This is a genomic window from Mycolicibacterium austroafricanum (assembly GCF_000612725.1).
In the GTDB taxonomy this organism is placed as follows: Bacteria; Actinomycetota; Actinomycetes; order Mycobacteriales; family Mycobacteriaceae; genus Mycobacterium; species Mycobacterium austroafricanum.
In genome coordinates this window covers 266,511-292,721 of record NZ_HG964454.1, presented here as the reverse complement: position 1 = coordinate 292,721, position 26,211 = coordinate 266,511, and the positions used below count along the sequence as shown (strand labels likewise).

The 26,211-nt window shown below is 66.7% G+C and carries 22 protein-coding genes; 8 read left to right on the top strand and 14 right to left on the bottom strand.

What is annotated here, in order from left to right; translation table 11 throughout:
• The first annotated feature begins 66 nt into the window (after window positions 1-66).
• Window positions 67-1,257, top strand: a complete 1,191-nt coding sequence (locus tag BN976_RS18355) for an alkane 1-monooxygenase (protein WP_036372781.1) — start codon at window positions 67-69, stop codon at window positions 1,255-1,257.
• Here the strand turns inward: BN976_RS18355 and BN976_RS18350 are convergent.
• Window positions 1,237-2,094 carry an SDR family NAD(P)-dependent oxidoreductase gene (locus BN976_RS18350; RefSeq protein ID WP_036372779.1) on the bottom strand — a complete coding sequence of 286 codons (858 nt, stop codon included), beginning with the start codon at window positions 2,092-2,094 and terminating at the stop codon, window positions 1,237-1,239. The two genes, BN976_RS18355 and BN976_RS18350, sit on opposite strands and share 21 nt — an antisense overlap.
• A gap of 45 nt (window positions 2,095-2,139) precedes the next feature.
• Window positions 2,140-3,372 (bottom strand): PE-PPE domain-containing protein, encoded by a 1,233-nt coding sequence (locus tag BN976_RS18345; RefSeq protein ID WP_084182332.1) that lies wholly within the window; start codon window positions 3,370-3,372, stop codon window positions 2,140-2,142.
• Between the two features lie 1,008 nt (window positions 3,373-4,380).
• Between BN976_RS18345 and BN976_RS18340 the strand changes: the two genes are divergently transcribed.
• From BN976_RS18340 to BN976_RS18320, 5 genes are all read left to right on the top strand, one after another.
• Window positions 4,381-5,511, top strand: a complete 1,131-nt coding sequence (locus BN976_RS18340) for a PE-PPE domain-containing protein (RefSeq protein WP_308212950.1) — start codon at window positions 4,381-4,383, stop codon at window positions 5,509-5,511.
• A gap of 165 nt (window positions 5,512-5,676) precedes the next feature.
• Window positions 5,677-7,155, top strand: coding sequence for a flavin-containing monooxygenase (locus tag BN976_RS18335; protein WP_036372775.1), 1,479 nt, complete (start codon window positions 5,677-5,679; stop codon window positions 7,153-7,155).
• A gap of 59 nt (window positions 7,156-7,214) precedes the next feature.
• Window positions 7,215-7,880: a cutinase family protein gene (locus tag BN976_RS18330; protein WP_011780312.1), complete on the top strand. Its 666-nt coding sequence runs from the start codon at window positions 7,215-7,217 to the stop codon at window positions 7,878-7,880.
• A gap of 180 nt (window positions 7,881-8,060) precedes the next feature.
• On the top strand, window positions 8,061-9,251 hold the full coding sequence (locus BN976_RS18325) for a PE-PPE domain-containing protein (RefSeq protein ID WP_084182331.1): 1,191 nt from the start codon (window positions 8,061-8,063) through the stop codon (window positions 9,249-9,251).
• A 45-nt stretch (window positions 9,252-9,296) separates the two neighbouring features.
• Complete coding sequence (locus BN976_RS18320) at window positions 9,297-10,124, top strand: class I SAM-dependent methyltransferase (RefSeq protein ID WP_036372773.1); 828 nt, start codon at window positions 9,297-9,299, stop codon at window positions 10,122-10,124.
• Here BN976_RS18320 and BN976_RS18315 read toward each other — a convergent pair.
• From BN976_RS18315 to BN976_RS18300, 4 genes are all read right to left on the bottom strand, one after another.
• Window positions 10,121-11,485, bottom strand: coding sequence for a cytochrome P450 (locus BN976_RS18315; protein ID WP_011780315.1), 1,365 nt, complete (start codon window positions 11,483-11,485; stop codon window positions 10,121-10,123). The genes BN976_RS18320 and BN976_RS18315 overlap by 4 nt on opposite strands.
• 31 nt (window positions 11,486-11,516) lie before the next feature.
• Window positions 11,517-13,001, bottom strand: a complete 1,485-nt coding sequence (locus tag BN976_RS18310) for a flavin-containing monooxygenase (protein ID WP_011780316.1) — start codon at window positions 12,999-13,001, stop codon at window positions 11,517-11,519.
• Between the two features lie 33 nt (window positions 13,002-13,034).
• Window positions 13,035-15,341, bottom strand: a complete 2,307-nt coding sequence (locus BN976_RS18305) for a PE-PPE domain-containing protein (protein ID WP_036372771.1) — start codon at window positions 15,339-15,341, stop codon at window positions 13,035-13,037.
• A gap of 879 nt (window positions 15,342-16,220) precedes the next feature.
• Window positions 16,221-17,003, bottom strand: a complete 783-nt coding sequence (locus tag BN976_RS18300; protein ID WP_011780319.1) for an alpha/beta hydrolase — start codon at window positions 17,001-17,003, stop codon at window positions 16,221-16,223.
• 41 nt (window positions 17,004-17,044) lie between these two features.
• Here BN976_RS18300 and BN976_RS18295 point away from each other — a divergent pair, with 41 nt between their 5' ends.
• Window positions 17,045-17,833: an SDR family NAD(P)-dependent oxidoreductase gene (locus BN976_RS18295; RefSeq protein ID WP_011780320.1), complete on the top strand. Its 789-nt coding sequence runs from the start codon at window positions 17,045-17,047 to the stop codon at window positions 17,831-17,833.
• Here BN976_RS18295 and BN976_RS18290 read toward each other — a convergent pair.
• From BN976_RS18290 to BN976_RS18275, 4 genes are all read right to left on the bottom strand, one after another.
• Window positions 17,830-19,257: a hypothetical protein gene (locus BN976_RS18290; RefSeq protein WP_036372768.1), complete on the bottom strand. Its 1,428-nt coding sequence runs from the start codon at window positions 19,255-19,257 to the stop codon at window positions 17,830-17,832. The two genes, BN976_RS18295 and BN976_RS18290, sit on opposite strands and share 4 nt — an antisense overlap.
• A 138-nt stretch (window positions 19,258-19,395) precedes the next feature.
• A complete protein-coding gene (locus tag BN976_RS18285; protein ID WP_011780322.1) occupies window positions 19,396-20,115 on the bottom strand; it encodes a nitroreductase family protein in 720 nt (239 codons plus the stop codon).
• Window positions 20,116-20,117: 2 nt separating this feature from the next.
• Window positions 20,118-20,633: a DUF2505 domain-containing protein gene (locus tag BN976_RS18280; RefSeq protein ID WP_036372766.1), complete on the bottom strand. Its 516-nt coding sequence runs from the start codon at window positions 20,631-20,633 to the stop codon at window positions 20,118-20,120.
• A gap of 4 nt (window positions 20,634-20,637) precedes the next feature.
• Window positions 20,638-21,324, bottom strand: coding sequence for a flavodoxin family protein (locus BN976_RS18275; protein WP_011780324.1), 687 nt, complete (start codon window positions 21,322-21,324; stop codon window positions 20,638-20,640).
• 62 nt (window positions 21,325-21,386) lie between these two features.
• Between BN976_RS18275 and BN976_RS18270 the strand changes: the two genes are divergently transcribed.
• Complete coding sequence (locus BN976_RS18270) at window positions 21,387-22,214, top strand: class I SAM-dependent methyltransferase (protein WP_011780325.1); 828 nt, start codon at window positions 21,387-21,389, stop codon at window positions 22,212-22,214.
• A 4-nt stretch (window positions 22,215-22,218) separates the two neighbouring features.
• On the opposite strand, the gene BN976_RS18265 is transcribed toward BN976_RS18270, so the two are convergent.
• Genes BN976_RS18265 through BN976_RS18250 form a run of 4 tightly spaced genes read right to left on the bottom strand, consistent with a single transcriptional unit; the run spans window position 22,219 to window position 26,194 of the window.
• Complete coding sequence (locus BN976_RS18265) at window positions 22,219-23,469, bottom strand: phthiocerol/phthiodiolone dimycocerosyl transferase (protein ID WP_036372763.1); 1,251 nt, start codon at window positions 23,467-23,469, stop codon at window positions 22,219-22,221.
• A gap of 45 nt (window positions 23,470-23,514) precedes the next feature.
• Window positions 23,515-24,369: an ABC transporter permease gene (locus BN976_RS18260; protein ID WP_011780327.1), complete on the bottom strand. Its 855-nt coding sequence runs from the start codon at window positions 24,367-24,369 to the stop codon at window positions 23,515-23,517.
• Window positions 24,369-25,193 (bottom strand): ABC transporter permease, encoded by an 825-nt coding sequence (locus BN976_RS18255; protein WP_036372759.1) that lies wholly within the window; start codon window positions 25,191-25,193, stop codon window positions 24,369-24,371. Before BN976_RS18255 ends, BN976_RS18260 begins: the two co-directional genes overlap by 1 nt.
• On the bottom strand, window positions 25,190-26,194 hold the full coding sequence (locus BN976_RS18250) for an efflux ABC transporter ATPase subunit, DrrA-related (RefSeq protein ID WP_036372756.1): 1,005 nt from the start codon (window positions 26,192-26,194) through the stop codon (window positions 25,190-25,192). Before BN976_RS18250 ends, BN976_RS18255 begins: the two co-directional genes overlap by 4 nt.
• Window positions 26,195-26,211: the final 17 nt, after the last annotated feature.

Genomic DNA, 26,211 nt, shown 5'->3' with positions numbered 1-26,211 from the left:
CCCAATCGTCGCCTGATGCTGCGATGATCGGAAGACGGTTCGGCTAAGAGGGGGACACTTCGGACGATGCCGATTCAGCAGCGCTCACCGCAGCGGCACAGCCGGGCACCGGTAGTTGCTCAGGCCTGGCGTGACCAGAAGCGTTACGGCTGGCTGCTGGGCCTGGTCATCCCCACGCTCGTGCCCATGTCGTGGGCAGCGGCAGCCCTGACGGGTGCGGGGGTGTTCTGGTGGTCCGGCCCCGCCCTGATGTTCCTCGTGATCCCGACTCTGGATTATCTGGTCGGTCCCGACGCCGACAATCCGCCCGACAGCGCGCTCACGTGGCTGGAGAACGACCGGTTCTATCGCTGGGCCACCTACCTGTACCTGCCTGCCCAGTACGTGTCCCTGGTGCTGGCGTGCTGGTTGTGGAGCGGTGGCGGCGGAGTGGCGATGAGCGACGTCGACAAGGTCGGGCTGATGCTCACGATCGGTGGTATCGGGGGTGTGGCGATCAACATCGCCCACGAGCTCGGCCACCAGCGGGCGCGGTCGGAGCGCCGGCTCAGCAAGATCGCGCTGGCGCAGACCGGATACGGTCACTTCTTCGTCGAACACAACCGCGGCCATCACGCCCGCGTCGCCACCACCGAGGATCCGGCCAGCTCACGCCTGGGTGAGAGCATTTACACGTTCCAGTTCCGGTCCGTCCTGGGCTCCCTGCGCTCGGCATGGAGGCTCGAGCGCCGACGGCTGTCCCGGCACGGGAAGTCGCCCTGGACACTTCGCAACGACGTGCTGAACTCCTGGCTCATGACCGCGGCGCTGTTCGCGGTGCTGGTCGCCGGGTTCGGCGTGGAGGTGCTGCCCTGGCTGCTGGGCCAGGCGGTCGTCGGGATCTGCTTGTTGGAGTCGATCAACTATCTCGAGCACTACGGGCTGCGGCGGCAGCGCCGCGCCGACGGCACCTACGAGCAGGTCCGGCCCTCGCACAGCTGGAACAGCAACTCGGTGATCTCCAACGTCTTCCTGTTCCACCTGCAGCGCCACTCCGACCACCACGCCAACCCGCATCGGCGCTACCAGGCGCTGTGCCACGCGGACGAGGCGCCCCAGCTGCCGTCGGGCTACGCGACGATGGTGCTGTTGGCGCTGTTCCCGCCGCTGTGGCGGCGCGTCATGGACCGGCGGGTCCTCGCCCACTACGGCGGCGACATCCGACTGGCGGCGCTGAGTCCGCGCAAAGAACGTCGGCTATTGCGGCGGTACGGCTGACTGCACTTCGCGGGTGCGCTTGAGCGCTGCTGCCGCGGTCCGCATCGACAGTGCGGGCGAGAGCCGTTCCAGATACCACAGCGCCTTCCACCATCGGGGTACGACGATGATCGCCTCGTTGCGGAGCACCGCGCGCAGCGCTCTGTCCGCGAAATCGTCGGCGTCCATCGGGCGCAGCGCCTCGCCCAGTTTGACCAGATCCTCGCGGCTGACACTCTTGTTGCGCCCGTAGGCGCCCCCGGACAGGATCGGTGTGCGGACCACCCCCGGACACAGCACCGACACCCGCACACCGTGCGTGGCGGCTTCCACCCGCATCGTCTTGGACAGGGCGACGACGGCGTGTTTGGTGGCGGAGTAGCCCGCCTGCGCCGAGGTGGTGACGAGCCCGGCCATCGAGGCGGTGTTGACGATGTGGCCACTGCCCTGCCGGATCATGATCGGATAGGCGGCCTGGATGCCGTGCACCACCCCGCGCAGGTTGACGTCGATGATGTCGTTCCAGTCGTCGAGGGTCAGTGTGTCGACCTCGCCGCCGATGCCGATGCCCGCGTTGTTGAACAGGTAGTCGATGCGCCCGGCGGTCTGGACCGTCGCGGCGATCGCCGTCGCGAAGGCCGCCGGGTCGCGTACGTCCAGTTCCACGGCGTGAACCCGTGCACCGGTGTCTCTCAGTCGCTGCGCGAGTTCCTCGGCGACCCCGAACTGACGGTCGGCAATCCACACCTGGGCACCTGCGGCACCGAGTCGCGCGGTGAGCGCCGCCCCGATCCCTGATGCGCCGCCGGTGATGAAGACGACCTTCCCGGACAGTTGAGCCACGTCTTTGGATGCCACCCGGGAAGGATAGCGGCCTCAGTGGCGCAACGTGATTCGTCGCTTCTAAGCGGAGCTCTCATCGCCGGAGGAGTCCGCCGCGGTGTCCGAGCCGGAGTCGCCGTCGCCTTCGTCACCGCTCCCCCCGGTGACGGGGGTGTCCTCGTCGCCGGACGTCTCCTCAGGTTCCTCGGCGGCCGTCTCGTCGGAGCCGTCGGAACCAGAGTCGGAATCAGACTCTTCGGAATCAGAATCGGGCGCGCTTTCGTCCTCGGCGGCTACATCCTGGGCGGCCTCGTCCTCGGCGGCTCCATCCAGGGCGGCCTCGTCCTGGTCGGCTTCGTCCTCGACGGGCTCCGTGGCGTCGACCAGCGAGCTGGTGGCGCTGCGCGGGGCCTCCTGATCGCCGAGCACCGCCTGCAACGTCGGGTCACCCTGCTCACCCTGCGCCGGCTTGCCCTCGAGCCAGGTGCGGTCATACGCCTGGTCGATGATCTCTCGCAGCGGCTCTTCCCAGCTGTCGACCAGCCAGCCAAGGCCGAAGTTCCGGAAACCCTGGAGCAACGGCAGGTTCTCCGTCGGAACGTGCACGTAGGTGGTGTTCCCCTCGGTCCACACGATGTTCTCGGGGTCGTCGAGATCGACTTCGTCGTAGGTCATATGGATGTAGTCGAAGGCCGCGATCGCGTTGGCCAGGGCGAGCAGGTTGAACGGATTCTTCGGGAAGTCGGCGATCGGGTCGTACTCGCGGGCGATGTCGACGACGGCGTAGTCGGTGTCGGTAGGGGTGAGCAGGGCATCGCCGTACCACCAGCCGTTGAGCCCGCCGTACTTGCGACCTCCGTTGCCGATCAGAACGAACGACAGGTCGTCCGGCGACGGCGTGGCGTCGCTCTCTTCGTGGTCACTTCCGTGGTCCTGCAGCCATTTCGACGCCACCCGGGCGCCACCGCTGAACCCGTAGACGATCGTGTCCTCGGGCGCCTCCGGATCGCTGGACACGCGCTTGATGGCGGAGTTGAGCGCGCGCACGTTCTCGGCGACGCCGACTTCCACCAGCCCCAGCGGAACGATCCACTGGTAGTAGACCTCGCGGCAGAGCTTGGGTTGCTCGCAGAGCGCGCCGCCGAGGTTTTCGTCCATCGCCCAGGGTGTCGGGCCGTGATGCAGCACCGTCGCCGGCCCCTCGGGGATGACCTGGGTCGCCGCGGCCAGAGGCACCGGACCCAGGAACATCAGAGGGAGTGCCGCAAATGGCAGCGTGGCCGCGGTCATCGCCGCCTTCGTCGCGCGTATCACAGACCGTCCTTCTCGAGGAGTGAAGCCACCTGGGATCGCGGCGACCGGGGTGGACGATACCGCACTCCCGGCCCCACGGCAGACCTGTGCAGCAAACTCTTGCCGGCCGAAATCCTTTCGTTTCCTGGGTGATGGGCGGTATCGGCTATCGAGACGTGCTCATCATCGGGGTGACGCGGCCGGCCGCCCGCTCCGCCGACGTCGGCGGCGTACGCCCGTTGAGCTAGGGATTTCCCCACCTCCCCGGTGTTCGAATGCGGTCCACCGACCCGGCTCGCGGCGGGCTCTGCGGCCCACACCCGAGCCGGATTCGCGAGCAAGATCGCGAGATGTTGCTGTGCTGCCGCGCGGCCGTTCGATCCGTTTGCCCCTCGCGCAGGCCGTGCACACGTGTCGCGCGGCGCCGTTCCACTCACGCCCTATCACGTCATGGACAGGTGTCCATCCCCGCCGCGCAATGTTCACACCCTGTTCACCACTTGAAAGCATGTGCTGCAGCAGTTGGTACAGACCAACAATTTTTTTTTGCAACTCGGCGGCTGGCTACCAACTGCTCGCCCTTCCCCTCGGTTAGCGGTCGACGTGAATGACAACAGTGCAATTTTGGCTGTCGGCGAATACTTTGGACACCGTGCTTAATTTTATCCCCAGTTCAACTGCAACTTCTGACCTTACCTACGCCGCCGTAGGAAATTTCCCATGATGCGGGACATTCGGCGCTCTACCAATGTAGAGATACTATAAAGCACTAATCACAGCAATATAAACAACGTTTGCTGAAATTCCACCGATTAGAAATATTAAGTTTTTGCTGCGCAAAGGTTGACTGCCGCGCAATATGCTCATGTTGCGCCGGTGACGGCGAGTCACCTCACAGTCACGAATCGGGGAGATCACATGCGTAAAGGCTTACGAAAGGCCGGGGTTGCCTGTGGCACCGCCTTTGCTTCAGTTGCGATAGCGCTGTCAACCGCAACGCCAGGATTGGCCACCCCGTCCGGGCTCGTGGTGGGTGGCTTGGCAACGCCGACGATGCACGACCTGGTGATGGCACAGATCCTCAAGGACGAGCTGCACGGGATGGAGCGTGTCAGCATCTACTGGCCCGCCGAGGCGAAGCCGTACAGCGGCGACACCTACACCCTCGGTGAGTCGATCGCCATCGGCATCACCAACCTCAACACCGAGATCGACACCGCGATCGGCAAGCTCGCCCCCGGCGAGCAGGTCAAGATCGTCGGTCTGTCGGCCGGCTCACTGGTCGTCACGGAGGTGCTCCGCCTGCTCGCGGCAGACCCCGACGCGCCCGCGGCCGATCAGCTGACGTTCATCGTGGTCGCCGACTCCAGCCGGCAGAAGCTGATCGACAAGGCCCGTTACAACAGCCGCTACGACTACACCTACCAGCCGCCACCGGAGACGAAGTACGACGTCAAGGAGGTCACCGGTGAGTACGACGGCATGGCAGACTTCCCGGATCGCTGGTGGAACTTCGTGGCGGTCGCCAACGCGATGGCCGGCGGCATCTTCGTGCACATACCGATGATGTTCGCTGACCTCAAGGACGAGTACATCACCGAAATCGACGTCAACGAGCTGGGCGGAACGACGACGAAGTACCTGATTCCCACCGCGAAACTCCCTCTGGTTCAACTCCTCCCGTTCCTCGCGCCGATGGAGGCCGAACTCAAGGAGATGGTTGACCGGGGTTACAGCCGCAACGACATCGTCGAGACCAGCGCGCTGCGTACGCTCACCGCGGCGGTCGAAGAGACCGACGACGCCGCGGAGGTCACCGCGCCCGCCGAGGAATCGGTCGAGGTTGACGATGCCGACCTCAAGACAGAGGCAAAGGGCGACGACGGCGAGGATCTCGGCGCCGTCGGCGAGGACGCCGACACAGGCTCCAGCACGGGCGACGACGAAGCTGAGGTCATCGACGAGGCTGATGAAGTCGACGAGCCCGACGCCATCGATGAGGCCGTCGAGGACGCCGACGAGGCCGACTCGGTCGACGCCGGACAGGGCGACGAGGACGCCGCCGAATCCGAGGACTCCACGGATACCGACGACTCCGACTCGTCGGGAGACGCGGCGTCCGACGGAACTGGGTCGTCCGAATCCGGCTCCTCGGAGTAGCCTCCCCGAATTCGAGGCTGCCGACATCTCGGACGCCCGCCCGGAGCCCCGGCATCGCGCCGGGGCTCCGTGGTGTGTGAGGGTTGACTGACAAGCGCTCCCGACGCGAGCGGCCTAAGATCTCTGCGCGGGGGCTCGATTTGCTGTGAGGTAGCGTTGGTGGCCATGAATGTGCAGTACGACGTCATCGTCGTCGGTGCTGGATTCGGCGGGATGGGCGCCGCGATCCAGCTCAAGAAGATGGGTTACGACAACATCCTGATCGTGGACCGCGAGGACGATCTGGGTGGAACGTGGCACGTCAACCACTACCCCGGCCTGGCGGTCGACATCCCGTCGGCCACCTACTCGTACTGGTTCGAGCCGAATCCGAACTGGTCGCGGCTCTATGCCCCGGGCACCGAACTCAAGACCTACGCCGACCACGTCGCCGACAAGTACGACGTTCGCAGGCACATGAGGTTCAACAGCCCGGTGGACGGGGCGCGCTGGGATGACGACGGCAAGTACTGGCAGGTGACGCTGTCCAACGGCGAGACCCTGACCTCTCGGTTCCTGATCACCGCGACCGGTTACCTCTCACAGCCCCGCAAGCCCGACATCCCGGGCATCGAGGACTTCGCCGGCCGCATCGTGCACAGCATGGATTGGGACGACGACTACTCCCCCGCCGGTGAGCGCATCGCACTGATCGGCACCGGCGCCACCGCGGTGCAGTTGATTCCCGAGCTGTCCAAGTCGGCCGCCGAGTTGACGGTGTACCAGCGCACGCCGATCCACGTGGTGCCCAAGTTCGACTTCCCGATCCCGGTGCTGCTGCGCCGACTGTTCGCGCGCGTCCCGCTGCTGCAGCGCGCTTTCCGGTTCACCACCGACGCGAATCTCGAAGTGATGATGATTCTGTCGGTGCTGAACTACAAGTACTTCCGCCAGCTCAACGTCGGGGCTTCCTATCTGTCGCAGGCGCTTCGGTTCGTGTCGATCCGCGACAAGCAGCTTCGCGACAAGCTCACTCCGGACTATGACTTCGGCTGCAAGCGGCCGACCTACTCGAACTCCTACTACCGCACGTTCGCCAGCCCGCACGTGCACCTGCAGACGTCCGGCATCGAGCGCGTCGAGGCCGACGGGATCGTGGCGTACGACGGCACCAAGACCAGGATCGACACCCTGGTGTTGTGCACCGGGTTCGACATCTGGGAAGCCAACATCCCCGCGATCGAAGTCATCGGCCGCGATGCCCGCAACCTCGGTAAGTGGTGGCGGGACAACGGGTTCAGGACCTACCAGGGCGTGGCGGTGCCGGCCTTCCCGAACTTCCTCTCGCTGGCCGGCCCGTACGCCACGAGTGGGCTGTCCTTCTTCAACACGATGGAATATCAGATGCGTCACATGGACCGACTCTTCGGTGAGCTGAAGAGGCGCGACGCGGCCACGTTCGAGGTCACCGAGGACGCCACCAACCGGTTCAGCGAGCGGATGTTGAAACTGTTGGGTAAGACGGTGTTCCGGCAGGGCGACTGCTCACGCTCGCGGTCCTACTATTTCAGTCCCAGCGGGGAGACGTTGGTGCGCCCCGCGTCGACGAACCAGACCAACCGCGAGAACGACAACTTCCCGCTCACCGACTACGTCTTCGCCTGAACTCCCTGCTCAGAGGCTGTTCCATCAAGGCACTCACAGCGATGTGACAGCATGGATACATGCAGGTGAGGCGCGTCCTTGGCATTGTCGGTGCGGCAGTCGCGGTTTCGGCCGGGTTGTGGCCCATTGGAGTCGGTGCACCGGCCGCATCGGCGGATCCGTGCCCCGACATCGAGGTCATCTTCGCCCGCGGAACCGGTGCCGAGCCCGGGCTCGGGTGGGTCGGTGACGCGTTCGTCAATGCCCTGCGCCCCAAGGTCGGTGGCCGGTCGGTGGGTACCTACGCGGTGAACTACCCCGCAGGTTTCGATTTCGACAACTCGGCGCCGCTCGGTGCCGCCGACGCGTCCGGGCGGGTGCAGTGGATGGCGGGGAACTGTCCCGACACCAAGCTGGTGTTGGGCGGCATGTCCCAGGGTGCCGGCGTCATCGACCTGATCACCGTCGACCCGCGACCGCTCGGCCGGTTCACGCCCACACCGATGCCGCCGAATGTCGCCGACCATGTGGCCGCTGTCGTGGTCTTCGGAAACCCGTTGCGCGACATCCGCGGTGGCGGGCCGCTGCCCCAGATGAGCGGGACGTACGGGTCGAAGTCGATCGATCTGTGTGCGTTCGACGACCCGTTCTGCTCCCCCGGCTTCAATCTGCCCGCCCATTTCGCCTACGTCGACAACGGCATGGTGGAAGAGGCCGCCAACTTCGCGGCCGGCCGGCTCGGGTAGCCAGGTCCGCGGGCCGCTCAGCAAACGACTTATCCGTTCAGCGAAGCTGTTCGCCGGTTGCCCCTCCCGCCCGGCGCCACGAATCCTGCGTGCCGCGGTGAAATGCGGGTAGCAGTGCGGTGACACGAGTACGCTGAACCCGGTCAGCAAATACGGCAGACGTTGATTCCTGGGGGGGCGATGGCAACGACGACCGGATATGCCGGAAAGCGCCACGCGAAGTGGCTGGCGGCTGCTGCAGCAGTACCGATCATGACGTTCCCGGCACAGGCACCCGCCCAGGCGGCCGCTGCGCCGATCTCGATGCTTCCGGAGAACGCACGGGTGCTGACGTTGAGCCTGCTGCCGGGCGGCAACGACGATGACCTCCGCGGCGAGGTGTGCTCAGGGGGTCGCACGTGTTCGTCGGTGCCGTATCCGTATCTGCTGCGGGCCGAGGGTGTCGAGTTGCTGGACCAGGCGATCAGGCAGCCGCTACCAACTCCTGAGCAACCACATCAGATCGTCTTCGGCTACAGCCAGGGCGCGCGGGTGGCCGCCGACTGGATCGCGCAGCACGCAGGCACCGAAGACGCGCCGTCCCCGGAACACCTGAGCTTCGTGCTGATCGGCAATCCGGGGCGCAAATACGGTGGCGCGCATGTCGGTTGGGGCCAGACCGTACCGGACAGTGATTACCAGATCCTCGACGTGGCGCGGCAGTACGACATGGCGGCCGACATGCCCGACCGATTCAACCTTCTCGCGCTGGCCAACGTCCTCGCCGGCTTCATGTTCATCCATGCGGATTACGAGGAGGTCGATCTCTACGACCCCCGGAATTACGTGTGGAAGGAAGGGAACACGACCTACGTCTTCATCCCGACCGAGAACCTGCCACTGCTCGAGCCGCTGCGCTGGCTCGGCCTCACCGGGATCGCCGACGCGCTCAACGGACCGCTGAAGGCGATCGTCGAGGATGCCTACGACCGTTCCTACCTACCTGCCGAGCCGGGGCTGCCCAGCGAGCCCGAGCCGGAGCCCGAACCGGAGCCCGAACCCGAGGAGCCACAGACAGATCCTGAGCCCGAGGGTGAGACGGCCCCACTGACGTCGGTTCAGTCGCTGACGATCGACGAGGACGACCAGGGTTCGGTCCCCGAGGAGGCAACCTCCGACCAGCAGGCCGCCGAGGAGACCCAGGAGCCCGAGGAGGCCCAGGAGCCCGAAGAGGCCGCAGAGGAGGCAGAGGAGGCCGCCGAGCCCGAGGCCGAGGAGGCCGAGGCCCTGGAGGCCGAGGAGGCCCAAGAGGACCCAGAGGACAGCTCGGGCACGGACGATACCCCGGCTCAGGATTCGTCCTCCGGTGATTCGTCCGGCGGGGACGAGTAGTCGAGCGCTTGCCGCACGGATCGGTGGATGTGCTTGGCTGGCAACATGGATGTCAGCGGTCTCACCCCCATCGAACAAACGGCTCTGCTCACCGAATACTGCCGCGCCCTCGACAGCAAGGCCGCGCGGCCGATTCTCGGTGACCGGCTGGCCGAGAAGACCGTCGACCAGATCGACTACGACTTCACCACTCTTGCCGCCACCCCCTCCGTCGTGCCGCTGGTCGCCCTGCGGGCCAAGATGCTCGACGAACGCCTTCGCGCCTTCACCGCACGGCACCCCGACGCCGTGGTCGTGGATCTCGGTGCAGGTTTCAGTAGCGCCGTGTTCCGGGTTGATCCCCCGTCCACCGTCGACTGGTACAGCGTCGACCTGCCCGCGGTGATCGCCCTGCGTGAGGCACTACTGCCCGTCCGCGACCGCGACCGCTCCGTACCCACGTCACTTCTGGAACCGGGCTGGGCCGACTCCATACCTGCCGACCGGCCCACCATGCTGTTCGCCGACGGCCTGGTGGCCTTTCTCACCGAGGCCGACGTGGTCGCGATACTGCGCCGCATCACCGGCCACTTCGCTTCCGGCGTCGTCGCTTTCAACGATTACGGCCCGGTCAGCAAGCTCAACCGGCTGCTGGGCAGGTTGGCCACGTCGAGCAAGACGAACTCGCCGCACGGCCAGTGGAAATTCCCGGGGTTCAAGGACGCCCACCGCCCCGAGGCGTGGAATCGCGACCTCACCCTGCTGGAGGAGGCCAGCGTCATGCAGCGGCCGGAGGGCGCGCTGTTCCCCGCCGGCCTGCGGCTCGCGGCCAAACTGTCACACCGGGTCCCCGCCATCGCGCGCAAGGCGCGGGTTCTGCAGTACCGCTTCTAACTGCTCTCCGCCACCGACACCGAGTCGGTGGCGCGTGCCGCCTTGTGCTCACGCCGGTGCACGACGAGGCGACCGTTGCGGCCCGGGGTTACCGTGACGCCGCGGCTGTGCGGCTTCTCGTCGGGCTCGGTGGTCGGCTCGATCGTGAACTCCCGCAACAGCGCCCGCAGCGTCACTTCCATCTCCATGGTCGCGAACGACGCGCCGATACACCGCATCATGCCGCCGCCGAACGGGATCCAGGCGAACGGGTTCGGCGGATTGCCGACGAACCGGTCCGGGTTGAACTTGTCGGCGTCGGGGAAGCTCGACTCGGCCGCCATCGCCAGCTGCGTGCTCGCCAGAATCGTGTCGCCTTCGGGAATGACCCACTCTCCCAAGCGAATCCGAGTCCGCGCCCGCCGCAGCGCCGCGGTCAGCACCGGCCGGGTGCGCTGCGACTCGGCGATCGTGGCCAGCAGGAGCTCGTTGCCGCCGGCGTCGACCTCCTCGGTGAGCCGGACGAGCAGTTGCGGGTGGCGGCGAATCCGCTCGATCGTCCACGCCAGCTGGGTGGAGGTGGTCTCGTGCCCGGCCACCAGCATCGTCAGCAGCTCATCGAGGATGAAGGAATCCGGCATCGGGCTGCCGTCGTCGTAACGGGCCTGCAACAGCAGGGACAGTACGTCGTTGCGTTCGGTGAAGTTCGGGTCCGACCGCGCGTCGTTGAGCAGCCCGTTGAGCAGCTCGTCCATCCGTTTGCGGTACCTGGCGAACTTGCCGCCCGGGCTCCACGGTCCGAAATCCTTACGCACGATGGACGGCATCAGCGCGATCTTGGAACCGAATTCGACAGCCTTGGGCATCAACTCGCGCAGTTCGTCGAGCTGCTCACCTTCGGCCCCGAACACCGCGCGCAGGATGGTGTTCAGCGTGATCCGCATCATCGGCTCGAGCGTCTCGAACTCGACCCCCTCGGGCCAGGTTCGGATCTCGCGGATCGCCTCCTCTTCGGTGATGCTCGCGTACCCGCGCATGCTCTTGCCGTTGAACGGCGGCAGCAGCAACTTGCGGCGGGCCTGCAGCGCGTCACCTTCGAGGTTGAAGATCGACCCCGGCCCGAGCACGTCGCCGCCGAGGTTGTTCTGCGGTCTGCCCACCAGGTCACGGTGAGTGCTGAACAGGTCCTTCACCAGGACCGGGTCACTGATGACCACGGTCTCCCCGAACACCGGGATGTTCAGCGTGAACGTCGGGCCGTACCGGCGGCCCAGCGCCGCGATCGCGCCGTAGCGCTGGGTCAGCACGGCCGCGCCCTGGATGAGCTTGGGGATCCGCGGGCCAGGTGGCAGCCGCACTGGATCGGTGGTGGCCGTTGCCATGTCGTCACCCCTTACAGAGCTAGTGAGTCTTTCAGGCTATCGCGTAGTCGGCCAGCGGGAACTTCTCCTGCTCCTTGACCGCTTGACGGATCGACGTCGGCCGGAACAGCGGGGCCTCGCCGGAGCTGTTGAACCAGTACGACCGCGAATTCGTGCAGTCGCCGAGACGGAACACCGAATCGTCGAGCAGGGTCAGCATCCGCTCAAGGAACCTCGCGTTCGCCTCCTCGGTGACCTCGAACGTCCGGGCGCCCTTGCGCTGCAGCTCGCCGAGGAGCCGGTTCATGTGGCGCATCTGGTACTCGACGGTGTCGAACCACGACATGCCGACCCATGCGTACGGGCTGGCCTGGGTCACCATGTTCGGGAACAACGGCACCGTCAAGCCCTCGTAGGCCTGGAATCGGTTCTCGCGCCACCACTTTCCGAGGTCGCGGCCTTCCCGGCCGATCACCTCGATGGCGGGCAGATTCGACTCCCACACGTCGAAGCCGGTGGCCAGCACCAGGGTGTCGATGACGCGCTTGGTGCCGTCCTTGCCGACGATGCCGTCCGGCTCGATCCGTTCGATACCCGCCGTCTCCAGATGCACGTGCGGTTTGGTGAAGGTGCGGTAGTACACGTTCGACAACGTGGGCCGCTTGCAGCCGAAGTCGTAGTCCGGCGTCAGCTTGCGCCGCAGTTCCTTGTCACGGATGGCCAGGAACCGGTGCAGCGTCCCGATCTTGGCGGCCGCGGTGTTGATCGGCCGCAGCTGTCGGAACTTCCACATCGCGAGCGTGGTCATGATGTCCATGAACAGGTCGCTGGAGAGCCGGACAAAGCGTTGTGTCGCAGGGAATTTCGCGAAAATACGCTGCGTCCTCGGACCGAACGACAGGTCGAACTTCGGCATCACCCAGATCGGCGTGCGCTGGTACACCGTCAGGTCGGCGACGTCCTCGGCCAGCTTCGGGATGAGCTGCACACCGGTGGAGCCGGTGCCGATGATCGCGGCCTTCTTACCCCTGAGCGAATAATTGTCGTCCCATTCCTGGGCGTGCAGCACGGTGCCGGCAAACGTGTCGATGCCCGGGATGTCCGGCTTCTTGGGCTGGCACAGATAGCCGGTCGCGAGCACCAGGAACTGCGACTGCAGCGTCTGACCTCCCGCCAGCGAGACCACCCACTGCTGGTTCTCCTCGTCCCAGCGGGCGCCCTCGACGGTGGTGTTGAACCGCATGTAGCGGCGCAGGTCGTACTTGTCGGCGACGTGCTCGGCGTACGTCTTGAGCTCGGAGCCGGGGGCGTACAGCCGAGACCAGTACGGGTTCGGTTCGAACCAGTACGAGTAGGTGGTGGACGGGACGTCAACCGTCAGGCCTGGGTAACGGTTGACGTGCCACGTTCCACCGAGGTCGTCCTCGCGGTCCAGGATCGCGATGTTGCGGTAACCCAGCCGATTGAGCTGGATCGCCGCTCCCATTCCGCCGAATCCGGCACCGACGATGACGGCGTCTAACTGCTCCGTACTCACGAGGCGATACTACGTTTGATGGTCCGGGCTTTCCTATTCGCCGGAGTCAGCGCCGCCGCTGCTCGCGCCCGCGCTCTCCTTGTTCGAGTCGGTGTCGGACTTGGACTCAGCGCCCCCGTCCTGCGAGGCCGTCGAGGCATCGGCGCCATCGGCCTTGCGGTGCTTTCCACCGGTCGACGGCTTCTCGGCATCGTCGGTCTCGGTCACCTTGTCCTCGGTCTCGCCGGTGTCCGGCTTGTCCTCGGCCTCGTCGACACCCGCCTCGGGCTTGGTCTCGGCGGGAGCCCCGGTCTCGGTCTTGCCCTCGTCTTCGGCATCCGGCGCTTCGTCCGGCACCTCGGCGGCGGGCGTCTCGTCCGGCACCTCGGCGGCGGGCTGCTCCTGATCCGCCTCGTCCGTCGTCTCGTCGACCGCGGTCTCGTCCTGCGGAGCGAGCTTGAACTTCTCCAGCAGGTCGGTGACCGCCCCGGAGACGACGTCCTCGCCCTCGGCCTCGGGGGCCGACTCCTCGTCGGCGGTGGCGCCCTCGGTGGTCTCGGTCGACGAGGCCAGCAGCGTGGTGGCGTCGGAGCCCTCGGTGCCCTCTTCGCTGCTCGGCGGCAGTTCGCCGTCGAACGGCGTCGGATCCTCCGGGTGCTCCGGGTCGCACGACGGGCACAGCAACTTGACGAACGGCTTGATGAACGGCGTCACCAGCGTGTACGGGTAGCCCTTCCACAGGAAGCTGCCCGGCACGAACGGGTTGAAGTCCAGCCACATCGCCTTGCCGAATCGGACCACCGATTCGACGACCTCGGTGAACGTGATCGGCTCCGGCCGATTCTGCTCCGGCGGCGCGAACAGGTAGTTCAGCGTGTTGTACACCGGATCCCACGGGTTGAGCTGAACAGACTCGCCGGACCACGGCACCGGGTTGCCCGTCTGGCCGGGGATCTCCTCGCCGGCCGCGCCCTCTTCCTCGTTGACCGGGTTGTTCAGCTCGGGGAACTGGTAACCCGAGATCAGGTCCCAGATCGGCGCCAGGAACATCTTGCTGAGGATGGAGTTGGCGTCCTTGCAGGTGGGCGGCGCGGTGCCGGTGCAGCCGGCGTCCATCGGCAGGTTGGCCTTCGCCCACCAGGACACGTGCTCGCCCAGGGCGTTGGACAGCGGCTTGAACGGGATCAGCAGGTTGGTGACCGCGGTGATCTTCGGCGGGTCGGCCGGGTCGTAGCCCAGCACGTTGGTGGGCGTGTAGACCCACCAGCTTCCCGTGACTTCGAGCGCATGCGACAGGTCATTGAGCCCGTCGAGGTAGGCCCGCGGAACGCTGATCAGCGCGTTGACCAGGTTCGGCAGCACGTTCTGCCATGCCGGGTTGTCCAGATCAGGTGCGGTGATCGGGGTGTAGGACTGCTCCTCGTTGATGTCGCAGCCGTCGGTGTTGTACCCGGAGCAGGCCTCCCCGGCACCGGTCGGGATCGCGGCGGCGACAGGCTGCACGGTGTTCTCGGAGTCGTCTTCCGACTCACCGATGACCTCCGCGTCTTCCAGGTACTCGCGGTCGTAGGCCTTGTCGATGATCTCCCGCAGCGGGGCTTCCCACTGGTCGGCCAGTGCGTCGAGGCCGAGGGTGCGCAACCCCTGCAGCAGCGGGAGCTGCGAGGTCGGGATGAAGACGTAGGTGGTGTTGCCCTCGGTCCAGACGTAGTTGCCCGGTGCGTCGAGGTCCGCATCCGCGTAGTTCATGTGCACGGTGCCGAACGCGGAGATCGCGTTGGCGAGCGCCAGCAGGTTGAACGGGTTGTCCGGGAAGTCCGCGATCGGGTCGTACTCGCGGGCCACGTCGAGGACGGAGAACTGGGTCTCGGTGGGGGTCATCAGCGAATCGCCGTAGCCGCCCCACCAGCCGTTGATGCCGCCGTACTTGCGGCCGCCGTTGCCCAGGAGCACGACGGACAGTTCGTCGGGTGAGAGCTCGGTGGTGGCCGCGTTGTCCTGCAGCCACTTGGAGACGACCCGCGCGCCGCCGCTGAACCCGTAGGCGATCTTGTCACCTGGGGTGTTGTTCAGCGCGAAGTTCATGGTCTTGACGTTCTCGGCGAGCCCGGGCTCGAAGGTGCCGAGCGGCAGAATGTACTGGTAGTAGACCTCGCGGCACTCCCGCTCCAGCTCGCAGATGATGCCGCCGAGGTTGTTCGGCGTCGACCAGGGGGTCGGGCCGGTGTGAAGGACGGTGGCCGGGCCCGGGGGAAGCTCCGCGGCGGCAGCGCCTGCCGCGGGGAGCGGTCCGGCAACGGTAAGCGGCAGCATCATGAACGGCAGTGCCGCCGTCAGCGCCGTTTTCGTCGCAAGATTCACAAACGTCCCTTTCTGAGGTGCAACTGATCCGCTCCACAGCGAGCGGGACCGTGCGGTTGGCATCCTGCGGGGCCGCGCCGACCTACGTGCTCCCCGTGCCTCCACAAACCGGCGCCACCAGGTCATTGCGTGCTGCGTACATCGCACGCGAAGTCCCCCGGTGGCGTCGCTCTGTCAAAGCTGCACGGTAAGCGCGATCCCTGACGAAGGGAGAATACCTCACAGATCACAATTTGGTAGACCAATCAGCAAACCCTCGCGGCGGCCCCACTCGGTTGCGCGGTCGAGTGTCCGGGCTGTAACACCTGCGCCGTCGAACGCGATAGACCTACTCGGGCGTCTTTGACGAGGGAAAAGCACGTGCGGGCCGACTTCGCGCGCACCGCCCCGGGCTGTGTGATCGGTGCGCGTCCGGACCGCGATCGGGGCACCTCGGGGCCCGGGGTGGACGAGGCCCGCGTGTCGCGGCCAGCAAAGAAGTGCGGGACACCGCGTCGACAAACCCGGTCAGACCGACCCACCCACGGCCGATTCGGGGCGTAAAACCGTTGACCAGCAACATGTTCGGCGATTCCGCTGCCCGCATGCCGATGGCCGGGAGCGGGAACCGCAGCGGTTCACCCGTCAACGTGACGTCGCGATGCGCCGCGGCCGCGGGTATCGGGCGTCCCGGCGGACCGTCGACCGGCGCCCGATGAGCTGTCGGCTGTCGGCGTGTCGGCGCCCGGTCGCCGCGCCACGGCCGGGATCAACGCTCACCGCGCGGTTGGCGTCGATCGGGGACGGCGATGGCGGCAACCGTTTGCTGACGTAGGCGTCATTATGGACGTGGCAATCACGGCCGGGCCGGGGCGGCAAAGTCCGCAACAGTGGGATGGATCACAACCGGCGGCTGCGCAACCAGACGTCGATGCGGTCGGCCACGTCCTCCCAGCCCGCTTCGAGCATCATGTTGTGGCCCATCCCCGGGAAGATGTGCGCCTCCGTGCCGTACGCGTCGGCCGTGGCCCGAACCTCGTCCTGCGTCACCGCGCCGTCGTCGGCGGCGCCGAGAACCAGGAGCGGGGTGCGCACGCGGCTCGGGTGAGGCAACTTCACCAGCCCGTCGAGACCCATCCGGGCGCTTTCCTCCTGCAGCCGCGCGGCGTAGTGCCGCACGACGGACTCGGGTGTGGCCGGCGAGAAGAACCGCTCCCTGGCAAGTTCCGGGGTGCTGACATAAGGCAGCGACCTGCCGGTCGCCGTGAGCTTGGCGAAGTGCCACGGATGGCTCCGGATCCAGCGCAGCCCGGACTTCAGGGAGCCTTGCGGGGGCATCGACGCCATCAGCACACCGGCAGGGGCGTCGCGCGTCTCCAGATACCGCTGCACCAGCACCCCACCCATCGAATGCCCGATGATCACCGGGCGCGTCGGTAGCGCATCGGCAGCGGTGGTGATGTCGGCGACGAAGTCCTCGAAGGACAGATCGCGCAGCTTCTTGTCGGCGGGGCTGCCGCCGTGGCCGCGCAGGCTCACGGCGAGCGCGCGATAACCGCGTCCGGCGAAGAAGTCCAGGAAGTGCTCGTCCCAACACCACGCCGCATGCCATGCCCCGTGGACGAACAGCAGTGGGACAGGGTGGGATTGGCTGACCGATCCCTTGTCGATTACCTCCAGCATCGCGCTCAGCGTATACGGGGACCTGGGTACTATCGCGGCCCATGAGCCTTGCCAAACCCAGCGCCGGCACCACCGTCGTGATCACCGGCGCCTCGTCGGGCATCGGCGAACACATCGCCCGCGGTCTGGCCCGTCGCGGCTACTCGCTGACGCTGATCGCCCGCAGGCGCGACCGCCTGGAGGCCCTGTCCGACGAATTGTGCCGGGCGCGTTCGATTTCCGTCGACGTGGTGGCGCTGGACCTCAACGAGCAATCCGCCAGGGCCGAGGCAGTCGAGCGGCTGCGCAGCGGGGCGGTCGCAGGCCTGGTGAACAGCGCAGGCTTCGGCACCAACGGGTTGCTTCAGGATCTTCCGCCGGACCGCGAACGCGACCAGGTGATCGTCAACGTCCTGGCGCTGACCGAACTGACTCACGCCGTGCTGCCCCAGATGGTGGAGCGCGGTGCCGGCGCGGTGCTCAACATCGGCTCGATCGCGGGATTCCAGCCACTTCCCGGCGCCGCGGTGTACTCGGCGACCAAGGCCTACGTGCAGACGTTCTCCGAGGCGGTACACGAAGGCCTGCACGGAACCGGGGTGTCCTGCACCGCGCTGTGCCCCGGGCCTGTCCCCACCGAATGGTGGGAGATCGCCGGCGAGAAGCCACCCGGCGGCAAGGTCGCGGTCTCGGTCGAGGAGGTCGCCGAAGCAGGCATCGCAGCGATGCGCGAGGGCAAGCGTCTCGTCGTGCCCGGCCTGGTACCCAAGCTGACCGGACTCGGCGGACGCTTCACCCCTCGCGCACTGCTGCTTCCCGCGCTGCGGATGGCCGCGGCACGGCGCCGCTAGGCGTCGGCGCCGTCTCCGCCTGAGCCGGAGTCGGAACCGGAATCGGACTCCTTGTCGGCGCCGACCTTGTCCTGGATCGACTTCACCGAGTTCTCCTCGTCACCCTCGCCGAGGTGGTGCTTCCCGGATCCGGAGGCTTCGTCGGCTTCAGCTTCGTCGGCTTCGGCTCCGGCCTCGGAGTCGTCTTCGACGTCGTCAGCGGGCTCCTCGGCCGGCTCCTCGGCGGGCTCCTCCTCGGGCGCCTCCTCGGGCGCCTCTTCGGTGTCGGCATCCTCGTCCTCGGCGCCGGCGCTCTGGAATTTCTCCAGCAGGCTCGCGACGGCCGCCTCGGTCGGATCGGCCGGCGCGGTCTCCTCGGTACCCTCGGTGCTCTCCTGAACCGGCTCGTCAACCGCGGCCTCGGCCACCTCCGCGGCCGCTTCGGAACCTTCGGTCGCCGACTCGGGCTCGGCCTCCGGAATCGGCGGGTGCGGGTCGTAATTGTCGTAGAGCCACGGGTTGTCGTACAGGTTGTCCAGGTCGCAGTTCTTGCAGAACAGCGGCGCCAGCGCCTTGGCCACCGCGGCGACCAGGCCGTTCTTCGGATTGAAGATGCCGCTGTTCTGGACGAACGGGTTGAACGCGTCGAACAGCGACTTGGCGAGCTTGAGTGGCACCCGGATGAAGTCGGACAGCGGCACCGTCGCCACCGGCTCCGGCGGCGAGGTCAGCCACTCCCAGCTCGACGTGAACGGGCCCCAGGGCTCCAGCTTCACGGTCTGTCCGGCCCACGGCACGATCGAGCCGTCGAACGGGTTCGTCGAGCCCTGCTCACCCGCCTCGGGGAAGGTGTAGCCCTCGTACAGCTGGGACATGGGCACCTTGAACATGCTGGCGAGCAACATGCTCATGTCCGGGCACGCACCCGGGGTTCCGGCGCATCCGGAGTTCATCGGCAGGTTGGCCTGGGCCCACACGCTCATCTGCTCGCCCAGCACCGAGGAGAACGGCTTGAACGGGACCAGCATGTCGACGAAGGCCTTGAGCTTCGGCGGATCCCACTGGTCGAAACCGAACACGTTGGTAGGTCCCCACACCTGCCAGCTGCCGGTTCCGATCATCGCGTCGGCGAGCCTGTCCATCGCCTGGATCTCCCAGGCCGGGATGCTCAGCAGCGCGTTGATCAGGTTGCCCGGGATGTAGGCCAGCGAAGACTCGCCGAATACGGCGCTGGTGGTCACCGCGCTGTCCAGTTGGCCCGGATCGGTGCACAACGGCGATGTGCTCTCGGCTTCGCACAGGGCGCCCGCTGCGGCCGTCAGCGTGACGTACTGCTCGCTTGCGCGCTCGGCGATCACTTGCGGTGCAATCGGCGTGACGGAAATGACGCTGGCCCCCACCAACGCCACGCCCGCCGTGACATACGGCCTCATGGCAGCAGGCATGACATGCCCCTTCAGTTGTGTCTGTGAAAATGCTGTCCCCCAACAGCAAGGAACGTAACCGACGCCAATCGCCTTGTCTAGCAAAGATCGGAGACCGCGTGTCGAGACCCCGAACGTGACGATTGCGTCAATACAAAGTCACGGCCGATCGGCGCCGCGGGGTCCGAACCACGCCCGGTTGCCGTAGCGGTCCAGGTGCACAACTTCGTCCACCGGTCTGCGTGTCGTGGGCCCGTAACGGCCGCGCGGCCAGCCCAGCGGGACGACGCAACACGGGGTCACCTCGGTGGGCAGTTTCAGCACCCGCCGCGCGGAGGTCAGGTTCCACAGCGGCAACGTGATCAGCGAGGCGCCCAGACCCATCGCCCGCGCTGCCAGCAACAAATTCTGCACGCTCGGATAGATCGAGCCGAAGAACGCCGACGCCGCCGCGTGCGGCATCGGCACGTACGGCACCTTGCCCTCCCTGGCCGACAACCGCAGGCACGCGATGACCAGCACCGGGATCTCGTGGAAGTGCTCGAGCTGCCACTCGATCGCCCGCACGCTCTTGGCCATCTCCTCGTCGTAGGACGCGATGTCGCGGATAGAGGTGCGGTGGAACACCCGCCACGCCAGCCGGTAACGCCGCTGCAGCTTCCGTTTGATCTTGGGGTCCTTGACGACGACGAATTCCCAGTTCTGGCCGTTGGCCCCGGTCGGCGCGCGCAGCGCCAACTCGAGACACTTGAGCACGATCTCGTCGTCGACCGGATCGGGCAGCACGCGGCGGATCGCCCGCTGCGTCATCATCGCCTCGACCAATGGCATGTCCAGCCGGGCCAGCGCCTCCGCGGCCGATGGAATCGGTTCGGGCATGCTCAGGCCTCCCCTGCGATCCACTCGGCGGTGAACCGCTGCATCTGCGGCACCTCCCTGGCGATCAGGTCGGCGACGAAACGCTCGATCTGCCCGCCCACCAACGGGATCCTGACCTCGAGCATGCCGCGGACCCGCAGGCTGGACCCGGTCGCGACGGGCGTCAGCAACATGGTGCCCGAGCCGGAGCTGGGCACCCCGCGCGCGGAGATGGTGAACTCACCGTGGGCCTCGCCGCGCCTCCGGTCGCCGGCCGCCCGCCATGATTCGGTACGCATGATCTTGGTGTCGCCCGGCAGCATCCGGGCGATCCCGCCGGGCAGCATGTCCTGGCGCAGATCCTGGGTGGTCTGCACGACCACCGTGCCCTCGGCATCGACAACCAGCGAATCCAGCGACATCGAGTCCCCGCCGTAGGCGGCCAGCCGGGCCAGCCAGTAGTCACGGTCGCCGAAGGCGGCGAGGACATCGGCGACACCGGCCGCCGCCTCGGTAATCACGTCGAAGGAGCGCGCCACGGCCTCAGTTCCCCTGCGGTTGTCTGCCGAACACCTTGTCGGCGACGCGGGCCGCGAAGCGCCGCGATTCCTCCAGATGCTCGTCGTTGATGTTGGTGGGAGGCAGCTTCACACCGAGGTAGCGGTCCTTGTACTCCCCCGACCCCAGGTAGCTGGTCAGCGACAGCATCGACGACAGTTCGCCGCCCGGGTAGGTGAAATGGATGCCGTCGACGTAGCGGCCGCCCTTGTTCTCGGCGAGCTTGCGCACCCCGGCGAGGTTCTTGCGCCACTTGCGCCGGCACACCACGAACACCGCGAACCGCTTGCCGTCGAGCAGGTTCCGCGCCTCGTGCGACTTCAGGAAGGACCGCAACGGCATCGACACCGTGTCCCACCAGGTGGGCGATCCGATGCAGATCAGGTCGTAGTCCCCGGTGCGGACGGCGTCCGGGGTGCGGATGTCGCCGGTGCGCTGCAGCGTCTGGGCGGGCAGCATCCCGAAGAACTCCGGCCACACCCGGTGCATGGGAAAGCGGGAGAACCGCTGCGCGTAGCGCGGGTCGGTGAACTCGATCGGCGCCTCGGTCACCACGCACCCGCGGGCGCGGAACACGTCGGCCGCGGCGTCGAGAACCTTCTTGGATTGTCCCGTGTAGCTGTAGTAGAGCAACAGCACCCGCGGCGGACCCGAATGAGTCACGGTCGGCACATCCTCTCCTCATCGTCGACCCGGCGTGCCACGCCGGGCCCTTTTCCAATAGCCTCACACACGTGAGCAACAAAGTTCCGGTTGACCTCAGCGGCCCGGCGAAGACCATGCTGTCGACCCTCTACCTGAAGGCACTCGACGCCGACTTCGACCGCCCCGTGCTCGGCGACCGGTTCGCCAAGGCCGCCATCGACAAACTCGATTTCGATTGGCGCGAACTCGAGATCACGCCGAAGTGGGCGCCGCTGTTCACCGTTCGCACCGCGCTCTACGACGGCTGGGTCCGCGAGTTCATCGCCGCGCACCCCGAGTGCACCGTGGTGCACCTGGGCTGCGGTCTGGACTGCCGCGTGTTCCGCGTCGACCCCGGACCCGACGTGCGTTGGTACGACGTGGATTTCCCGCAGGTGATCGCGCTGCGCGAGCAGATCTACCCGACCCGGCCCAACTACCAGCTGATCGCGACGCCGGCGACCGAGCCGAACTGGCTCGACGAGATCCCGGCCGATCGCCCCACGCTGCTGATCGCCGAGGGCATCAGCATGTACCTGACCGAGGACGAGGGCATCGCGTTGCTGCGGCGTTTCATCGACCGCTTCGGCGCGGGTGAGCTGCAGATCGACTTCTTCAACTGGCTGGCGATCAAATCTCAGAAGTCGCAGTCCCTGGTCCGCACTTCCGGATCGGTGTTGTACTGGGCCGTCAACAGCCCGCAGGACATCCTGAGCAAGCTGCCCGACATCCGATTGCTCGCCGCAACAACATTTTTCGACGCCAGCACGTATTCCCGAACCGGCCCGGGGCTGCAGGCGGCCAAGCGTGCGGTGCGACTGCTGCCGCCGCTGCGCAACGCGCTGCAGTACCACCGCTACGCGTACGGTCCCCGCTAGACCGTCAGCCGACACCGGACTGTCTGGCCACGACGGCGCGCAGCTGCTCCTCGATGGCCGCGACGGACTTCTCGCGGTCCGGCCCGTGCGAGTGGTACTCGATCATCAGCTGACCGTTGAAGATCTTGCTGGTGTAGATCTCGATGCCCGCACCGACCGCGAAGTAGAACTCGCCGTGGCTGGCGGCCACCTCCATGTCCGGCGGGGTGCGCAGCGGCGGCACGATTCCGTTGTCGGTGAACATCACCACGTCCGGCAGGCCCGGTGGGTTTCCCACGTACTGCGGGCTGAAGTGCAGGAAACTCTGCTGGATCACGCCTTCGGCGATGTCCTTCTTGTAGGTGTCGTTGATGTCGCGGGCCAACTCGGCGATGTCGGTGCCCTTCTCGATCTCGGCGAGGTAGGTCGCGATACCGACGGGGTTGGTGCTCTCGGTCGCCGACACCGGCGGCGACAGCAGGTACCGCAGATCGACCGGATACACGTAGGGCACCGGGATGTTCGGGGTTTTGCGCACGTTCCACTCGGCCATCAGCACGGCCGCCGACAACAGACTGTTCAGGCCTAGCTTGTTGGCCCGGCAGAACGCGATGATCTTCTCGGTGTCCTGCTCCGAGAGCGTGCAATAGGCCATCGGAACCAGTTGCGGCAGAACAGGATTGACATCCGACGGGGCGCGCCGCGACGGGGGCAGGTCGTAGACGAACATCGCGGCGAGCAGGCGTTCCAGGCCGGACCGGGTCCGCTTCTCCACGCCCCGGTTGGCCAGGATCACCTCGAGCGGCTCGGGAGCGGGATGTACCTCGACCGGCTTGGTGGTGCCCGTGGTCACCAGATCGGTGTAGGTGGAGAACAACTCCTCGACGAGGCTGAACTGGTGATGGCCGTCGGCCAGGCTGTGGTGGATGTAGAGCGTCGGCTGCGCCTGCCCGTCGCGGATCGTCAACCGCAGATGCACCAGCGACACGGTCTGGTCGAAGATCAGCGGCGGCGCGGGTTCGTCGCCGGTCAGTTCGACCACTTCGATCCCGGGATGCATCAGGTCGTCGAGCACGATCTCCCACTTGCCGTCGGGCAGCTGCTCCAGGTGCCCGCCGAGCACCGGATGCGCCTGCAGGAGAAGGTCGAACGCGTCCGACAACGCGTCGGCGTCCATCGACCCCTTCACGTGTGCGGCCAGGCCGATGAAGTTGTGCGTCTCGGCGAACATCTCCTCGCTGCGCGCGAGCTTACGGATGCCCGATGAAGGAAACATGAGTGTCAGACTCCCTGCTGCGTCAAAGTGGGGGTGGCCAACCGATCAACCACGCTTGCTGGCTTTGCGAAATCCGATCGCCAGCGGCACCGCGCAGACCGCGGCGATGCCTGCCGCCCACAACACCGACAACAAGACAGGTTGGGCGATCGGACCTTCGAGGGACAGGCCCTTCATCGCCTTGATCGTAGTGCTGACGGGCTGGTGTTCGACGAACGGCTGCAGCCATTTCGGATACTGATCGAGCGGGACGAAGCCGATCGAGAAGAACATCAGGATCGCGATGACGATCTCGGTCGCCTGCGGAGCGATGGTGCTGGAGGAGAACAGTGCCAGCGTGAGCACCGCGGCCGACAACGCCACCCCGAACAGCGCGGGCATGAACACCCAGACGACCGCCGCGAGGATGCCCTGTTCGAACCGGAACCCCAGCGCCAGACCGACGACCATCACGACGAGCGTGATGACCACGATGCGGACGAAATCGGCGGCCAGCCTGGCCAACAGCCCCGCCGCCCGGTGCACCGGCACCACCCAGAACCGGGACAGCAGCCCGGCCTCCCGCTCGCGCATGATGCCGACCGCGCCGATGATCGCGCCCGTCATCCCGCCGACCAGCGCCACCAACGGCACCTGTCCGTAGAGCCCACTGTGCCCGGTGACCTGTTCGATGACGTCGCCGAGCACGATGTCGAGCGCCACCAGGAACACCGCGGGCATCACCAACGACTGCACCAGCGTCGCCGGGTCACGGCTCCAGCGCCGCAGGATCCGGCCGGTCAGCACCGCCACCTGCGGGACCAGTCTCTTCGGCGAGTTCTCCCATACCTTCTCGCGGCGGTGCCTGCCGCCGGGCCGGTACGGCGCCGATACCAGGGACTCCGGGGATTCGAGCGTCATTATTCCGACCGTCTCTTCCGGCTCACCCATGTGTGCAGCGCCAGCGCCACCACGATGCAGCCGATCACCCAGGCCAGCCCCGGCCCCAACACGGCGAACGTCGCCTCGGGCGCGTTGCCGCTGCTGTCTCCGGCCAACGCCTGCAGGCCGTAGACCCACTGGGACAGCGGCTGATTGCGGACGAAGCCCTGGATCCACTCCGGGAACCGCTCGACAGGCTGCAGCCCGACCGAGGCCAGCCCGAGCGTCAGCTGCGGGATGAGCATCATCGGTGCGGTCGCCTCGGGGTTCTGGGTGGCGATCCCGATCAGGTCACCGATCAGCGCCAGCGCGGCGCCGATCAGCAGCACCAGCGCGACGAATCCGACAATGCCCAGCACGCCGTTGTCGAACCGGAACCCGATGACGTAGCCGCACGCCACCGACACGATCAGCGCGACCACACAGCGGTACATGCTCGCCGTCATCCGCGACGCCAACGGGGTCAGCGCCGGGATCGGCATCGCGCGGAACCGGCGGTTGATGCCCTGCACGGAGTCGGTCGCCGACCGGAACGCCGCCGAGATCGCGGCGAACCAGATCGCCTGAAGCACGATCAGCGGCGTCAGGTACTGGGCGTAACCGCTCAGCGGCTGCACCGCGCCCATCATCTGTTTCAGCGGCAGGTAGTAACCGATGGTGAACACGATCGAGCCGACGATCTGCGTCGCCAGCTCGCCGTTGCGCAAGGTCGGGGTGATCATCCGGACGGTGAGCACCCACCATTGCTGCACCGCGGAGACCGGCGGCCGGACAGCCGCCGGGATGGCGGAGTCGACGATCACGCGTACGCGTCCGCAGCCACGACCGCGTCGGCCTCGCCGTCGCGGGTTCGGGGGTGGTCCCCGGTGAGCGCGAGGAACACCTCGTCGAGGGACGGGCGGCGCAATGCGATGTCCATCAGCTCGATGTTGGCCTCACTGAGCAGATGCAGTGCCTGCATCAGCGTGTTCGGCCCGTCCGGCGCGGGCATCGATATCCGGTCGGAGGTGTCGGTGAGCGCGGCCCGGTTCGCGTCCGGCAGCAGCGGTCCCAGGACGCGGGCGACCTCGGGGATGTCGGCGAGGTTGCGCGGGACGATCTCGCAGTAGGTGCCGCCGGTGCGCTCCTTGAGCTCATCGGCAGTGCCCTCCGCGATCACGGTGCCCTTGTCGATCACGATGATCCGGTCGCTGAGGAGATCGGCCTCCTCGAGGTACTGCGTGGTGAGCAGCGTGGCGATGCCGGCCTCTTTGAAGTCGGTGACGAGTTCCCAGATGGCCTGACGGCTGCGGGGATCCAGACCGGTGGTGGGTTCGTCGAGGAACACCACCTCGGGACGCACCACCAGCCCGCACGCGATGTCGATGCGACGCTTCATGCCGCCCGAGTAGGTGCCGACGGGACGGTCGGCGGCCTGCACGAGGTCGAACTGTTCGAGCAGCTCCTGCGCGCGCTGTTGGGCGACCTTCTTCTTCAGGCCCTGAAGGCGCCCGAACATCAGCAGGTTCTCGCGGCCCGTCAACAGGTCGTCAAGGGCTGCGTGCTGACCGGTCAGCATCAACGCTCGCCGAACCCCGGCGGGATCGGTCACCACGTCGTGGCCGGCGATCAACGCGCGGCCGCTGTCCGGCTTGATCAGCGTGGACAGAATGTTCACCGTGGTGGTCTTGCCGGCCCCGTTGGGGCCGAGCAGGCCGAGCACCTCGCCGCGTTCCACCTCGAAGCTGACGTCCCGTAACGCCTGGACGGAGCCGAAAGACTTCTTGATCCCGGCGACGACCACCGCCTTGTCCGACCTGGTCATCCGCTCTCCCCTAACCG

Bases quoted from the DNA above. Each gene is read 5' to 3' on its own strand.
- BN976_RS18295 (WP_011780320.1), top strand. From the start codon at position 17,045: ATGAGCCTTGCCAAACCCAGCGCCGGCACCACCGTCGTGATCACCGGC.
- BN976_RS18320 (WP_036372773.1), top strand. From the start codon at position 9,297: ATGGATGTCAGCGGTCTCACCCCCATCGAACAAACGGCTCTGCTCACC.
- BN976_RS18250 (WP_036372756.1), bottom strand. From the start codon at position 26,194: ATGACCAGGTCGGACAAGGCGGTGGTCGTCGCCGGGATCAAGAAGTCT.
- BN976_RS18260 (WP_011780327.1), bottom strand. From the start codon at position 24,369: ATGACGCTCGAATCCCCGGAGTCCCTGGTATCGGCGCCGTACCGGCCC.
- BN976_RS18335 (WP_036372775.1), top strand. From the start codon at position 5,677: ATGAATGTGCAGTACGACGTCATCGTCGTCGGTGCTGGATTCGGCGGG.
- BN976_RS18265 (WP_036372763.1), bottom strand. From the start codon at position 23,469: ATGTTTCCTTCATCGGGCATCCGTAAGCTCGCGCGCAGCGAGGAGATG.
- BN976_RS18325 (WP_084182331.1), top strand. From the start codon at position 8,061: ATGGCAACGACGACCGGATATGCCGGAAAGCGCCACGCGAAGTGGCTG.
- BN976_RS18315 (WP_011780315.1), bottom strand. From the start codon at position 11,485: ATGGCAACGGCCACCACCGATCCAGTGCGGCTGCCACCTGGCCCGCGG.
- BN976_RS18330 (WP_011780312.1), top strand. From the start codon at position 7,215: ATGCAGGTGAGGCGCGTCCTTGGCATTGTCGGTGCGGCAGTCGCGGTT.
- BN976_RS18355 (WP_036372781.1), top strand. From the start codon at position 67: ATGCCGATTCAGCAGCGCTCACCGCAGCGGCACAGCCGGGCACCGGTA.
- BN976_RS18290 (WP_036372768.1), bottom strand. From the start codon at position 19,257: ATGCCTGCTGCCATGAGGCCGTATGTCACGGCGGGCGTGGCGTTGGTG.
- BN976_RS18300 (WP_011780319.1), bottom strand. From the start codon at position 17,003: ATGCTGGAGGTAATCGACAAGGGATCGGTCAGCCAATCCCACCCTGTC.
- BN976_RS18285 (WP_011780322.1), bottom strand. From the start codon at position 20,115: ATGCCCGAACCGATTCCATCGGCCGCGGAGGCGCTGGCCCGGCTGGAC.